This is a genomic window from Nonomuraea sp. NPDC000554 (assembly GCF_040300065.1).
Classification (GTDB): Bacteria; Actinomycetota; Actinomycetes; order Streptosporangiales; family Streptosporangiaceae; genus Nonomuraea.
This window is the reverse complement of sequence record NZ_JBEPDC010000010.1, coordinates 182,769-196,285: the sequence shown is the minus strand read 5'-3', so window position 1 is coordinate 196,285 and position 13,517 is coordinate 182,769. Positions and strand designations below refer to the sequence as shown.

12 protein-coding genes are annotated in these 13,517 nt (G+C 67.5%); 9 read left to right on the top strand and 3 right to left on the bottom strand.

Annotated features, from left to right (window positions below; genetic code table 11):
• From ABT294_RS20795 to ABT294_RS20765, 7 genes are all read left to right on the top strand, one after another.
• Positions 1-1,245 (top strand): alpha-L-fucosidase, encoded by a 1,245-nt coding sequence (locus tag ABT294_RS20795; protein WP_350807688.1) that lies wholly within the window; start codon positions 1-3, stop codon positions 1,243-1,245.
• A 230-nt stretch (positions 1,246-1,475) separates the two neighbouring features.
• Positions 1,476-2,648: a sensor histidine kinase gene (locus tag ABT294_RS20790; protein WP_350807687.1), complete on the top strand. Its 1,173-nt coding sequence runs from the start codon at positions 1,476-1,478 to the stop codon at positions 2,646-2,648.
• On the top strand, positions 2,645-3,340 hold the full coding sequence (locus ABT294_RS20785) for a response regulator (RefSeq protein WP_350807686.1): 696 nt from the start codon (positions 2,645-2,647) through the stop codon (positions 3,338-3,340). Before ABT294_RS20790 ends, ABT294_RS20785 begins: the two co-directional genes overlap by 4 nt.
• A gap of 42 nt (positions 3,341-3,382) precedes the next feature.
• Positions 3,383-4,093, top strand: a complete 711-nt coding sequence (locus tag ABT294_RS20780; RefSeq protein ID WP_350807685.1) for an FkbM family methyltransferase — start codon at positions 3,383-3,385, stop codon at positions 4,091-4,093.
• Positions 4,094-4,869: 776 nt separating this feature from the next.
• Positions 4,870-5,127, top strand: a complete 258-nt coding sequence (locus tag ABT294_RS20775; protein WP_350807684.1) for a GntR family transcriptional regulator — start codon at positions 4,870-4,872, stop codon at positions 5,125-5,127.
• A 276-nt stretch (positions 5,128-5,403) separates the two neighbouring features.
• Positions 5,404-5,808 (top strand): hypothetical protein, encoded by a 405-nt coding sequence (locus ABT294_RS20770; RefSeq protein ID WP_350807683.1) that lies wholly within the window; start codon positions 5,404-5,406, stop codon positions 5,806-5,808.
• A gap of 25 nt (positions 5,809-5,833) precedes the next feature.
• Positions 5,834-6,283 (top strand): hypothetical protein, encoded by a 450-nt coding sequence (locus ABT294_RS20765; protein ID WP_350807682.1) that lies wholly within the window; start codon positions 5,834-5,836, stop codon positions 6,281-6,283.
• A gap of 268 nt (positions 6,284-6,551) precedes the next feature.
• Here the strand turns inward: ABT294_RS20765 and ABT294_RS20760 are convergent, their stop codons facing one another.
• Together ABT294_RS20760 and ABT294_RS20755 are read right to left on the bottom strand one after the other, a co-directional pair.
• A complete protein-coding gene (locus ABT294_RS20760; RefSeq protein ID WP_350807681.1) occupies positions 6,552-7,637 on the bottom strand; it encodes an aminoglycoside phosphotransferase family protein in 1,086 nt (361 codons plus the stop codon).
• A 169-nt stretch (positions 7,638-7,806) separates the two neighbouring features.
• Positions 7,807-8,751 carry an aminoglycoside phosphotransferase family protein gene (locus ABT294_RS20755; protein ID WP_350807680.1) on the bottom strand — a complete coding sequence of 315 codons (945 nt, stop codon included), beginning with the start codon at positions 8,749-8,751 and terminating at the stop codon, positions 7,807-7,809.
• A 248-nt stretch (positions 8,752-8,999) separates the two neighbouring features.
• Between ABT294_RS20755 and ABT294_RS20750 the strand changes: the two genes are divergently transcribed.
• Both ABT294_RS20750 and ABT294_RS20745 read left to right on the top strand, forming a co-directional pair.
• Complete coding sequence (locus tag ABT294_RS20750) at positions 9,000-10,505, top strand: serine/threonine-protein kinase (RefSeq protein WP_350807679.1); 1,506 nt, start codon at positions 9,000-9,002, stop codon at positions 10,503-10,505.
• Positions 10,506-10,614: 109 nt separating this feature from the next.
• On the top strand, positions 10,615-11,817 hold the full coding sequence (locus tag ABT294_RS20745; RefSeq protein WP_350807678.1) for an SMI1/KNR4 family protein: 1,203 nt from the start codon (positions 10,615-10,617) through the stop codon (positions 11,815-11,817).
• A 119-nt stretch (positions 11,818-11,936) separates the two neighbouring features.
• Here ABT294_RS20745 and ABT294_RS20740 read toward each other — a convergent pair whose 3' ends face one another.
• Complete coding sequence (locus ABT294_RS20740) at positions 11,937-13,286, bottom strand: erythromycin esterase family protein (protein WP_350807676.1); 1,350 nt, start codon at positions 13,284-13,286, stop codon at positions 11,937-11,939.
• Positions 13,287-13,517 lie beyond the last annotated feature (231 nt).

Genomic DNA, 13,517 nt, shown 5'->3' with positions numbered 1-13,517 from the left:
ATGACGTGGTTTATTAGAGATCGTTTTGGGATGTTCGTGCATTGGGGGCCGTATTCGCTGGCCGCCCGACACGAGTGGGTCAAGACGCGCGAGCGGATGACCGACGCGGAGTACCAGCCGTATGTCGACCACTTCGACCCCGACAGGTACGACCCCGTCGCCTGGGCCAGGACCGCCAGGGCGGCGGGCATGCGCTACGTCGTGCTGACCACCAAGCACCATGACGGCTTCTGTCTGTGGGACAGCGACCTGACCGACTACAAGGCGAGGTCCGACCTGGTCAGGCCATTCGTGGAGGCGTGCGGCGCCGAGGGGCTCAAGGTCGGGTTCTACCACTCGCTGATCGACTGGCATCACCCCGACTTCCCCGTGGACGGGACTCACCCGCTGCGCGACTCCGCGCCCGACCGGCCCGGTGACATCGCCGAATACCGGCGCTACCTGCACGGGCAGGTCCGGGAACTGCTCACTCGTTATGGAACGATCGATTACCTCTTCTTCGACTTCTCCTACTCCACGCGCACTGAGTGGTGGGGCGGCAAGGGCCCCGCGGACTGGGGTTCCACGGAACTGCTGGCGATGGTCCGGGAACTGCAGCCGGGCATCCTGGTGAACGACAGGCTCGGCATTCCCGGCGACTTCATCACGCCCGAGCAGTACCAGCCGTCCGCGCCCCTAGACGGGCTCTGGGAGGCGTGCCAGACACTGAACGGCAGCTGGGGCTACGACCGGGACAACCTCGACTACAAGAGCGCGGACCTGCTCATCAAGATGCTCGTCGACGGGGTGTCCAAGGGCGGCAATCTGCTGCTCAACGTCGGTCCCACCGGTCGCGGGGACATCGACCCGCGCGCCTTGGCCGTGCTGGCGGAGATCGGCCTGTGGATGGACCTGCACGAGCGCTCGATCCGCGGGTGCGGGCCATCGGAGTTCACGGCCCCGCCCGACTGCCGGCTCACCCAGAACGGTGACCGGCTCTACCTGCACCTGTTCAGCTGGCCGCTGCGCCACGTGCACCTGCCCGGGCTGGCGGGCAAGGTCCGCTATGCCCAACTGCTCAACGACGCCTCGGAGATCAGGCGGGTCACGACGGACCCGGATCAAGTAGCCCACAACACCCGGATGAGCGGTCAGCCACCCGGCACGCTCACCCTGGAGGTCCCGGTACAACGCCCCGACACACCGGTGCCGGTCATCGAGCTCTTCCTGTCCGTTGCCGAAATCGATGATCCGCCATCGCTCTGAGGACGAATTTCTCTCCGATGACCAGGTCGCCCGGTACGGCATGGGGTCCCCTCCGCCACGGCTCGCGCACCGCGGACTTCGGCTGCCGCGCCTGGTGACAGGGCGGCCGAGACCTCGTTGAGCACCTGTTGCTCGGCGAGGTCCTCATGGCGTGACCTGCGGGAGCGGAGCAGGTCGGCGGCGCGCCCATGAGGGGGATCCGTGTTCTCTGAGCACGTAGAGTTGGACGAGTGTTGAGCTTCGTCCGCAGCGCTCATCGTGCTCGGATGCCTGGTTCGCCGGCCGATCCGGAGCGGCCCTTGGTGCCGCGACGCCTGTACTTCGTCGCCGCGGGGTTGGTCGCCTTGCTCAATGGATGGACGTTCGCGGTCGCTCTCGGGATGGGCGTTCCCGGGTTGCTGATCGGGGCGTTATACGCGCTGCCGGTCACCGTGTCCTGGTACCGGCCGATGGCCGCGTGGTGGATCATGCTGGGGCTGCTTCTCCTGGCGATGGTGCTCAACGTCGACGACTGGGGGCCCTGGCTTCTGAGTGAACTGATAGCGCAGGCACCGGTGGTGTTCACCCTGGCGCTGGTATCCACGCGGCGGGTTGCGGCCGTGGTGTTCCTGATCACGCTGGCGGCCGGGGTGTTGTCAGAGCTCTGGGTACGGACCGGGCAGCCGCATGTGGTGCAGGCCATGGTGAACTGGGGTCTGGGCCTGCTGGCCGTGATGATGATCGGGCACAATCTCAAGACGCGGCGGCTGAGCACGCTGCGCGTCGCGGAAGAGCACGGCAAGCGGCGACTGCTGGAGGAGCGCGCACGGATCGCCCGTGAGCTGCACGATCTGGTGGCGCATCACATGTCCGTCATCGCGGTGCAAGCTGCGACCGCCGAGTACCGGCTCAAGGGCGGGGTGTCGGGGGAGGTGCTGCAGGAGTTCCGCGACATCAACGGCGCGGCGAGCGCCTCACTGGCCGAGATGCGGCAACTCCTCGACGCTCTGCGGGATGGTCGGGATGACTCGCCTTCGGCATCGCAACCGAGGCTGGAGGGCCTGGCTGAGCTGGCGGAGTCGGCGCGCCGGGCGGGTACGCCGGTCCGGCTGGAACTGCCGGAGCGGACCTTGGAGGTCAGCGCCGCGACGTCGCTCACGGTGTATCGGATCGTTCAGGAGGCGCTGAGCAACGTGATCAAGCACGCCAACGGTGCCGCGACCCTGGTCACGATCGGTCTGGACGGCGGGAACCTCGTGGTCGAGGTGGTCAATGAGGCAGGTGTGAAGTCAGTGCCCGGGTCCGGGTACGGGCTGGTGGGCATGCGCGAGCGGGTGACCCTGGCGGGCGGTGAACTGTTCGCGGGGGCGCTGACTGACGGGCGTTACGCCGTGCGGGCCGTACTGCCGCAGGAGGCAAAATGATCTCTGTTCTGATCACTGACGATCACGCGATGGTCAGGGGAGGGTTCGCGGCGCTGCTGTCGGCGCAGCCCGACATCCAGGTCGTGGGCGACGCCGCAGATGGCCTCGAGGCGGTGGCCATGGCCAAGAGGACGCGACCGGACGTGGCTCTCATGGATGTCCGCATGCCGAATCTCGACGGGCTGGAGGCCACCCGGCGCATGATCGCGAGCGTTCCGGGCACCAGAGTGGTGATCTTGACCACGTTCGACGTCGACGACTACGTCTACACGGCGCTGCGCGCCGGGGCCAGCGGCTTCCTGTTGAAGGACGCGCCGCCGGCCGATCTGATCAACGCCGTGCGCGTGGTGGCCGGCGGAGAGGCGTTGCTGGCGCCGTCGGTGACCCGGCGGCTCATCGAGGAGTTCGCGGGCAGGCAGTCGATCGACGAGCGCGAGGCGTTGCGGCTGAACGCGCTCACCCCTCGTGAGATCGACGTGCTCAGGCTCATCGCCGACGGTCAGTCCAACGCCGACATCGCGCGCAGCCTGACCATCGCGGAGGAGACCGTCAAGTCCCACGTGGGGCGGATCCTCGGCAAGCTCCACCTGCGCGACAGGGCGCAGGCAGTGGTGCTGGCCTATGAGAGCGGACTGGTGGTGGCCGGGCGTCCCTCCGCAGAGGTAAGGCGGAGCAGGCGGTTGCGCTCCTGAGGGGGATTCGCCCGCGCCGATCTTCCTTCTACCGTCCTCGGCATGATCAGATTGTCGACGGCGAGCATGGTGGCCCGCACGCTCTCCCGGGAGTCCGAACTACGCGGGCTGTCGCAGCTTGTGGGGCGTGGCGACGTGTGCTTGGACATCGGCGCCGCCTACGGGATGTACACCTTTCCCCTCGCTCGCCTGGTAGGGCGTACCGGGCAGGTGCACAGCTTCGAGCCGCTGCGCCTGCCGTACCAGATCTTGGAGTCGGTACGGCAGGCCACGGGGGCCAACCACGTGATCGCCACCAATGCCGCACTCGGCCCCTCCAACGGACGACAGAAGCTCCGCTTGCCGTACCGGTTCGGACTGCTGCCCAACCACGGCTGGGCGCACCTCCAGACGGGGTTGAAAGGTCCGGGTAAGTCCGCCGGCAAGACCCTGGAAGTGCCCGTGTACACGATCGACCACGTCTGTGAGACCCGCAAGATCCCGTGGGTGAACTTCATGAAGGTGGACGTGGAAGGATTCGAGTCGGCGGTCCTGAAAGGCGGGCTCAACACGATCGAGCGCCACCGGCCCAGTCTCCTGCTGGAAATCGAGGACCGTCATCTCGAGAAGTACGGCATGGTCGCGGGCGACGTGACGGAGCCGCTGCTGACGATGGGATACCGGATGTATATCTGGGGGCTCGGCCGATGGCGGGAGACCAACGTGATCAGTCCCCGGCGACGCAATTACCTGTTCAGCAGCCGCCTCCTCTGAGGATTTTTTGCGGGGGTTGGACAGGGTTGCGGGCTTCCGACGTGAATGCCCAACCCTTATCAAGAAGTGGGGGTGCCCGTCGTGATTCGCCGCCCCAGTTGGAGGTCCAGGTCCTCTCCTTCCACGCAGCTCTCCTCCTCGACAATGCGGCCAAGGTGATAGGCGGCGGCCAGAACGGCAAGAGCCTCGTCCCCGGAGAACCCAATGGGGGATCTCCATATGAGCGGAGTCTCCGGGATAGTCGAGCTGAAAAACGCCGCGAGGCCCCTCGTAGCGCAGAACGGGGGCCTGACAGGTACTCCTCCGTTGACCTCGGTCGGTGTCAGTGGCACCAGAGCAGTTGGTCCGTCTCAAAGCAGACGGTCATCGTGTGGCACTCGTCTATCGGGCGGCTCCGGACAGCAGGTCTGCCCAGAGTGCCCAGGTTTCCTTCATTGACGACGGGCTCGTCTCGTGGATCTGGTGGCCGTCGTCGAGTTGGATGGTGCGGCGGATGAAGGCTTGGCCGCCGCCGGCGCATAGCTCGTACATCGTGGCGCGGCAGTCGCACGTCCAGGCGATCGTGCGTGTCCTATTGAGGCGTAGGTCCGACGGGTGCCACTCCAGTCGTAGATGGTCGCGCTGTGGCATTGCCACGTGTGGACTTATGCACCGGTCAAGGGCGATGGGGAACGTCTCCCAGGTAACCATGAACGCATCTTAGGCCGGGAAAGCTATGGCGCGCTATAGCGCGCTGTCCATCGCCATGGCACGCAACAGCTTCCTACTGTGCTCAGGTGGTGGAGTTGAAGGCGAATCAGCCCAGGTGGCGGCAAGTCCACGCGATCATCGCGGAGCGCATCCGCACGGGTGAATACAAGCCAGGCGAGCGCATCCCCTCGCTTGTCACGCTCATCGAGGAGTTCGGCATCGCCAACGCCACCGGCCAGAAGGTGATGCGTGCGCTACGAGCGGACGGCTTGATCCGTACCGAGCCAGGCATGGGCAGCTTCGTGACCACACCTGAAGAACGTCAGGAGAGCCGGGTCGAGTGACCAGACGGCTCGGATACGGCCTGACCAACAGCCTGACACCGTCCGCCTGCCTCATGCCAGACGTCGCGGCTTTCTATGTCACTCAAAGCGGCTTTCCGCTGCAGACGGGCTGGCCGCGCTCTATGCCGACTGATCCGGCCAGGCGGGGGCTCGCAAGCACTGTCCGGGGTCTCATGATCCATCGGTGGGAGGGCGACCGCTTCCAGTACGCCATCCCGAGGGATCGGCTCCGCAACGCCGCCGAGACGCAAGTCGGGTGGAACAAAGGTCCGCACAGTGACCTCTGACCAAGGACGGCCGGATCTGGTCACTTGCGTGCTGCGCCTCGCTGAAACGCTGGTGATGCTTGCCGCAACTGCTGATGAGCAGGTCGCGTGGTGTCGGCGGCATCGATGGAGCGAGGATGAACTGGCACTCGACTTCGACTGGGCCAAAGGGTGGGCGGTATGGAGCGTTGACGAGCAGGCGCCGGGACTCTTGTCGCCGTCGCTGCACGAGTTGTTGCAGCGCATCGACGACCGCTTGGATGGGATGAGCGGTGAGGTCAACGCCGACAAGTGGACCCCAGAAGGGCTCGCCGCTGATCCAGGATGGGCCGAGGTCCGATGTCTCGCCGGTCAAGCGCTCGCAGAAGTGACCAAGCCGGGATTGGTGCACATCCCCGCACCCGAGGATCTGTAATCGATGGTGCCCCAGGAGACCTGTGATGATGAACGTCTCGTTGCTGGCGATGCTCCGGTCAGGACGCTTTGGTCCCGTCGAGTTGGGAGCACCGCGAGAGTTCATCAGGGACGTGTTTGGCGAGCCTGACGATTACGCGGTCATGTCGAAGAGACGGCCGCACTTCCAGGACATTTGGGTGTTCGGCGACATCGAGTTCCACTTCGACGAGTCGACTGATCAGGTCTGGCTGATCTATACGGATACTTTCGAGATTCCGGCTGGAGGCGGGGCCTTCACGCTCGATCCGTGGGTTCTCCGCTGGAACCGACCTCTTGAAGATGTGTGCGCGGCTCTCAGTGACGCGAATGTCGACTGGGAGCCTGACCCCAAGCCGCCGCCGGACGTTGTCGGTGTGCTGACCAGCGGGGGAGTGCAGTTGGGGTTTCCGCGTAACGAGGGTCTGCAGGTCATCAGCCTGTCTCAGCGGCCATAGAGGTACCCGCCAGACCAGGTCGAACACATCGACCCTGAGATCGTTCGCGTCGCCCTGCGGCAGATTGACATCTCCTGTGCATCGGCCATGCGGGCCTCCCGAGCGGGGTGAACGGTTGCGTCACCATCGCCTCCCGACAGGAGAGGCAGCCATTCACGCCATGCAGCCCAAGAACTCCATACTGTAAACGGCGTGGCACTAACAGTCGCTACACACGGTCAAGATCGTCGCACATGAACGTGCTCGCACCAGGAAACGACCCTGCCCATCACCCAAGGCGCGGCGTATAGGGCGCCAGAGCGGCGGTGTCGACGTCTGCATCGGGCCAGCGGCGGCGTAGCGCCTCGGCCAGGCGCTGACACAGGCCCATCAGCTGCGGCAGAGCATGATGTTCCCGGGCGGTAGAAGCGGCAGCCTCCAAGATCGAGACGAGCTGGGCACGGCTGTCGTCACCTGCTGTACGCCTATCCAACACCTGCAGACGCCAGAGGCGGGCCAACGCGAACGCCACACACGCCGCCGCCAAGGCCATCCCATAGAGCCGCTCGTCCTCGGCCTGCGGCACCCCGACTGCCAGAGCACGCCGGTAGACCTCGCCAACCTGCGGCAGAGGTGCGGAACCGGCAGCCTGCGCCGTCGTACTCACCCGCATCCAGGCCGGACCGGGGACATGCAGGCAGACGGCATCGTGCAGAGCATGAGTGAAGCCGGCGAACTCGAAGTCGATCAGACGCGCATCGGGCGGCCCGTCCGCGCAGACCAGGACATTGTTGGTCTCCGGATCGCCGTTGCTCAGCGTCAGGAACGGCCCCGGATCGGCTAGCTCCGCCAGCGCGAGGGCGAACTCGCGCTCCACCGCCCCGGTGATCGGCACTCCCAGCACCTCGGCCTGCGACAGCCCCTCTCGGCGCAGTCGGGCGACGCGCCCAAGCCGGTCGGCCTCTGGATCGACCTGCCCCAGCCGCTCTCGCCGCCGGTAGTACAGCTCCGCCTGCCCGGCAGTGAACGCGCCAAGCTCGCCACGGGCACGAGCGAAAGCCTCCAGGCGTACTGCATGCGCGAAGACACCGTCCCCGCGTAACAGTCCGTCCAGCGCAACCCGCGGCGCTAGATCCTCGAGAATGATGCGCCCCGCGAGAAGATCCTCCGCCAGCACGCGTGGCGCTAGATCGACTCTGAGATCCTCTGTCAGAAACCGCAGCGCGCCTACCTCTGTGCGTAACCGCCACGCCTCGGTGTGCCTGCCGTCAGGATGAGGGCCCGCCCACTTGACGATCACGAACTCGCCGCGGTCGGTGCGCGCACGGGCGACCCGCCACGGCTCCAGCCTGGTCCACTCCACCAAGTTGATCATCGGTACAGCCTAGAACGGCACAGGCGAACACCTGCGGCGCACGACTCCCCGCTGCAGCCGTACCCGGACCAACTGCTCGACGAGCACCCCGGCCCCGACGCGACGGTCGTCGGCCGCGAGACGATCTCTCTGGCGTTCCTCGCCGCTATCCAGCTGCTGGGGACCGAGGTCAGCAGACGCTGGCCGAGGGTTCCGTGAGCAGCTCCGCCAGGCGGTCTGCGAATTGGGTGCGCCAGTCCAGTCGTGGTCCGCTGCGGGCGATGCGGAATCCGTGGCGGCGGCCCCAGAACGCAGCCTGGACGGCGTGGAACTGAGCCCATCGCTGGGCGCGTTCGCGATCGAGTTCCGCGGCGTCGACGAAGACGTCCAGGGTGCGGTGGAGGGCCTTGCGCAGGTCGTCCGCTTCGAGGAGCGTCAGCGCGCGCGACTTGAGCAGCGTGCCGCCGTCGTAGGCGGGGTCTCCCGCGTACCCCTTGGGGTCGACGGCGAGCCAGGGCTCACGGTCGGCGCGCAGGACGTTCCCGGCGTGGAGGTCGCCGTGGATGAGGACGTCCGGCTGGACGCGGCCCAACTCGCGGACGGTCGCAACGGCGGCGTCCACGACGTAAGGCGCCAGCGTATGGGTCAGCTCCTTGGCGTCCTTGCGTAGCTGCTCCTCCCAGGCGTCGGCCTGCTCGCGCAGCCGCGGCAGGCCAGGCGGCGCGGGGATGGCCAGCCGGCGGTTGATCCGCCCGGCGACCGCCACAACCTCGTCGCCGTCTTCGACCTCCGCCAGTCTCGATACCTGGACCCGCTCGAGCAGCATGGCGAACCGCTCATCGTCGCGCTCGTGCAGCAGAACGGCTCCGCGTCCGCCCCATGCTGCGAACGCGTCCGGCTCATGGATGTTGCCGGGATGCGGAAACGACACCTTCAGGACCGCGGTCCCTTCGGCCCGCCATCGCACCGGGACGACGAGCCCGACACCCCCGTGCATGACCTCGCCGTCCGGCACGCACTCCCAGCGCTCCAGCAGCTCCTCCACGATCCCAGGCAGTTCGGCGAGCCACGCCGCTCCGGGCTCTCCTTCACGCTCCACAGTGCTCCGCGCGAACGCCCTTGGTGTCTCGATCATTCGGGCACTCTAGGTGCCAGGCCGACGGCCGGCCATCAAGAGCGCGCGGCAGCACCTCTGCCGCAGAGGGAACCGGCGCCCCGGCCGAAGCTTCTTCACCGCCCGATGCGATAGCGCGCAGATACCTTTTGATCACGATTCACTCACCTCTCGCCGCGTTGGCCCCTACTATCGACTTGCCCGGCCGGCCGTGAGATCGACAGGAGGCGACGGATGGTCGCAGTGCCTCAGGCGCCCGTTGGGACACGGTGGCGCTGCTAGCGGGCCGCTATCGGCTGCTGTCGCAACTCGGCCAGGGCGGCATGGGCACGGTCTGGCGGGCGATGGACGAGCTCCTGCAGCAGGAGGTGGCCGTCAAGGAGGTCAGGCTCCCACCGGACCTCGACGAGGCCTCGCGGACCGAACTGACCGAACGCACGCTCCGCGAGGCGCGCGCAGCCGCGACCCTGCGCTCGAACCCGTCCATCGTCACCGTGCATGACGTGGTCCTCGATGGCGAACGGCCGTGGATCGTCATGGAGTTGGTCCGCGGCCGCTCCCTTGACCAGGTCGTACGCGACGACGGACCGCTGCCGCCGCAACGGGTCGCCGCGATCGGCGTGCGGATGCTCGACGCCCTCGCGGCCGCGCACGCGTCCGGAATCCTGCACAGGGACGTCAAACCCGGCAACGTCCTGCTCACCGACGACGGGCGGGTGCTGCTGACCGACTTCGGCATCGCGACCATCGCCGGTGACTCCGCGCTCACCCAGACGGGGCTGCTGGCTGGGTCGCCGGGCTACATCGCCCCGGAGCGCCTGCGCGGTGAGGTCGACGGCCCGCTCGCCGACCTGTGGTCGCTGGGCGCCACGCTTTTCACGGCGGTGGAGGGCGGCCCGCCGTTCGCCCGCACGAACGAGGCCGCGGTGCTGGCGGCCGTGCTGATGCAGGAGCCCGCCCCCTTCCGGCTGGCCGGCCCGCTCGCACCGGTGCTGGCCGCGGTCCTGGAGAAGGACCCGGCGCGCCGCTGCTCTCCCGAAGAGGTGGCCGGCTGGCTGGAAGCCATCGCACGAGGGGCCCCCACGACCGGCCCGGCCCTCAGACAGGAGCGGACCCAGCCGAGGCGCCTGCCTCGACGCCGTCGCACCCAGGTCGTCCTGGGCGCGGTGCTCGCGGTGGTGCTGATCGTGGCGGCGGGGGTGGCGGTCGTGCCGTATCTGTTCCCGAACGTCGTCCGCCTCATCGGGTACGCACTCGTGCCTCCTCCCACCTACACCGTCAAGCCTCCGACGTTGCACATCCCCTCGCCCTCGGCCACGCCGTTGATCGGGGATGACTTCGAGGCGTGCGACCTGCTGACCAGCGCCCAGACGCGCTCGTTGTTCGGTACCTCGATGAAGCGCCAGTTCTTCCTGGCTCAGTCCTGCTCCTGGAACGGGGCGGACGCCACCTCGCTGCACGTCTCGGTGACTCGCATGCCGGCTGACTCGTACGCCACCCAGTTCTACGACAGCATGGTCGACTTCATGAAGGACGAGCCGAGGCGCACCCCGGGGACCAAGGTCCGCAAGGGGCCGGACGTCGGCGACGAGGCGTTCAGCTACACCCGACGAATGCGCTTTATGACGTACCTCTACCAAACGAAGATCGTCTACCGGTACTTGAACGTCTCGGTGGTCATCGACGTCACAGCCCGGAAGCCCGGCTACGCGATCGCAGATCGGGCGGCCAAGCTCGTTGCGGCGGCCCTCAACAAGTATCGCCGGCCCAGGTGATGCCTCTACGGTGGGCGCCGACCTCTCCTGAGCTCGGAACAGAGGCGCCAGCGCCCGCCGGGTGGGGTTTTGATCTCTGTGCAGAGCTATTCCAGGTACTCTGCCGGACGTGCGGCGATTGATCACCTCCCGCGGCGTATGGCTCGCGCTTGGGGCAGCCATTGCGGCAGCGACCATCGTCGTGTTCATGCGCTCTCGCCGACGCCCGACGGGACGCCGTCCAGCCCAGCAGGACGACGCGGCTTCCCCAACCGAGGTGGAGAGCGGACCCGGATCCCGCTGGCCCCCGGTCCCGATCCTCGGCACTCCCACCGCCGAGGATCTCAAGCGCTACGATGCCAAGCCCTCCTTCGACCGCCGCCCGTTCGCGAGAACCGTCAAAGGCGGCGAGCCGCTGGACGAAGCCGCCCGACGTCGCCTGACCCGTTGGGGCATGGCCGGACTCGCGCTTCTCCTGCTCGCCGTCAGTACTCAAGCCCTTGAGTCTGCGGTCTTCTCCAAGGAAACGAGCGTAGAGGTTCTCGCAGAGTACGCAGATGCGCTCCAGGACGGGCCGTGCGCCAACACCCCCTCGAATGAACGTGTCAGCTGCCGCGTCATCGAAGTTCAGACGGAGTCCGCTCCAGACGGCGATCACGTCCCTCAGCCGACCGAGGATGAGGAGCCAGTTCCGGTCGATGAGCCGAGTCCCGACGCGGACTGCCGGCCCAAGACCGCCACCCCGCGCGTACGGAAGCTCAACGCGAAGGTGACCCGGGCAGTGGACCGGCAGTGGCAGCGGATCGAGGCGTGGCTGAAGACCAACGCCCCAAGGAGTTATCGCGCGCTCGGCAAGCCCGGAAAGGCTGAGACCATCGCGGCGGCGGAGGCGCAGATGGGCTTGCTGTTCCCCGACGACCTGCGGGCCTCGCTCCTACGGCACGACGGGGCCGTGTCCGTGAAGGACACCTGGGGCTTCGGCTTCCTGGGCCAGGAGAACCTGAGTGTCCTGACGATCCGTGACACGTGGCAGAGCCTGTGCGAGATCGAGGCCGAGGACGAGGGCGGCGATCCGCGAACAGACTGGTGGGACGGGCGCATGCTCCCTATCGGCGCCGACGGCATGGGCGACCACCTCGTGATCGACTCGGTGCGGCGTGACGTCGGCCGCACCGATCATGAGGGCGGTATGAGCTTCACGCCTGGAGGGCGCCGGATCCGTTCGTACTACGCCCTGCTCAAGGCCACCGCCGACGCCATGGAGAACGGCGGCTCCGTCGGCTACTGGAAGCCCCAGGCGGTCGCCGGCGGGCTCGACTGGAAGGTCCTCTGAGCCGGTGGGGTTGGCGATCAGCACCGCCATCGCGCTGACCGCCATCCACCGTGCCGGGATCCTGCTCCGCGCGCCGTCGCACGGTGGACCGGGCGGGAGAGGCGGGTCACGCCGGGTCGTCACGGCTTCAGCCTGTCGGCCTCCCGGACGTCGTGGAGGTGGATGAGGACGTCGAAGGAGCGGGCGATCGCGACGTCGGCGAGCGGGTAGGGGTACTGGGTGCCGAAGTTGCGCGTGGGGCGGGCGACGTCCAGCCAGGCGCGCGCGGCGGCCGGGGCGTTGCGGATGTCGAGGTAGTAGTCCTGGTATCGGACCTGGTCGAGGGTGTACTCGTTCATACCGGGCTCGGCCGCGCCCACGGTGAACTTCTTCCAGTCGCCGCCGAGAGCGGCGTCCTTCGACAGGAAGGAGCCCTGGTCGAAGGTGAAGCCGATGGGGACGTACTTCTTCCCCAGCGTGTCGCGCAGGTACGACCCCTGCGTCCTGGGGTACAGCGCGGGCTCGCCGGCCACGTATCCGACGTGGTCGTTCTGCGCCGACAGCAGAATCTTGTCGCCGGTGCGCCGCTGCCACCAGGCGGTGTTCTGGGCCATCACCTGGTCGCGGAAGCGCTGCGCGACGGGCAGCGAGGCCTTGTCGGTGAGGTCGAAGGCGAGGAACGTGGCCGTCTGGGAGATGGACCGGGCGTTCTGGACCGCAAGCTCGAACTCGTCTTCGTCCGTGCCCTGCTGGCCGCTGACCAGATCCAGGGCCTGCTGGGCCTTGGCGGCGAGCTGCTGCCGTTCCGTGAGGGGCTTGCCCAGGTAGGCGAACACGTCGTCGATCGGGCGCAGGCCGGTGTAGAGCTCGTTGAGCCGCGGCAGCGACTCCGGGTGGGTCCGCTGCACGTAGCCGGTCACCCGGTTGAAGAAGTCGTCGCTCAGCTTGGGGGCGCCGATGTCGTCGCCCATGAAGTGGACCGTGCGGCCGGGGTGGCGGCGGTTGTAGTCCCGCATCCACTCGATGAGGCTCAGGAACTCCTCCCGGTCCCACGGCGAGTTGGCCAGCGCCTCTTTAGCGATCTTGCGGGCGTCGCCCTTGCCGGTCTGGAGGTAGTCGTCGATCTGGAGTCCCGCGGACCAGCTCAGTTCCAGGGCGAAGGTGGTGAAGCCCTTCTTCTCGACGAGGTAGCGGAAGACCCGCTCCTTCATGGTGAAGAACTCGTGGGAGCCGTGGGTGGCCTCGCCGAGGCCGACCACCTCGGCGTCGTCGACCATCGCGCCCAGGGCGCGCAGGTCGGCCGTACCCCTCCCGGGCTCGGTCGAGCGCAGCGGGTGCGCCGCCTGCTCCAGTGCGCGGACCGGGTCCTGCTTCCCGCCGACCGTGTCGGCCAGCGCCGCCTGGGCCGCCACGGGGACGAGGACCGCTCCCATCGCGATCACCGCCGCCGCCAGCCCCCGCCGGCTGATGCGCTTCCGGTCCCTAGCCATGCTGTTTACCTCTCTCACGTGGAGAATCAGATCTCACGGTGAGATCCGTACGTCGACGAGAGTAGGGGCCGCGCAAGCGCCGCTCCCATGCCGCTGACCAGCGTCTTTGGGGTGAGGCGAGCTGGTTCGTCAGGGTAGGGCGGGCCCTACCCTAGGGGCCTGGGCGGCGACGAGGTCCCTGACGAAGACGTGCGTTCGGCGAGTTCGACCGGATCCGCCGGCGACTTGACC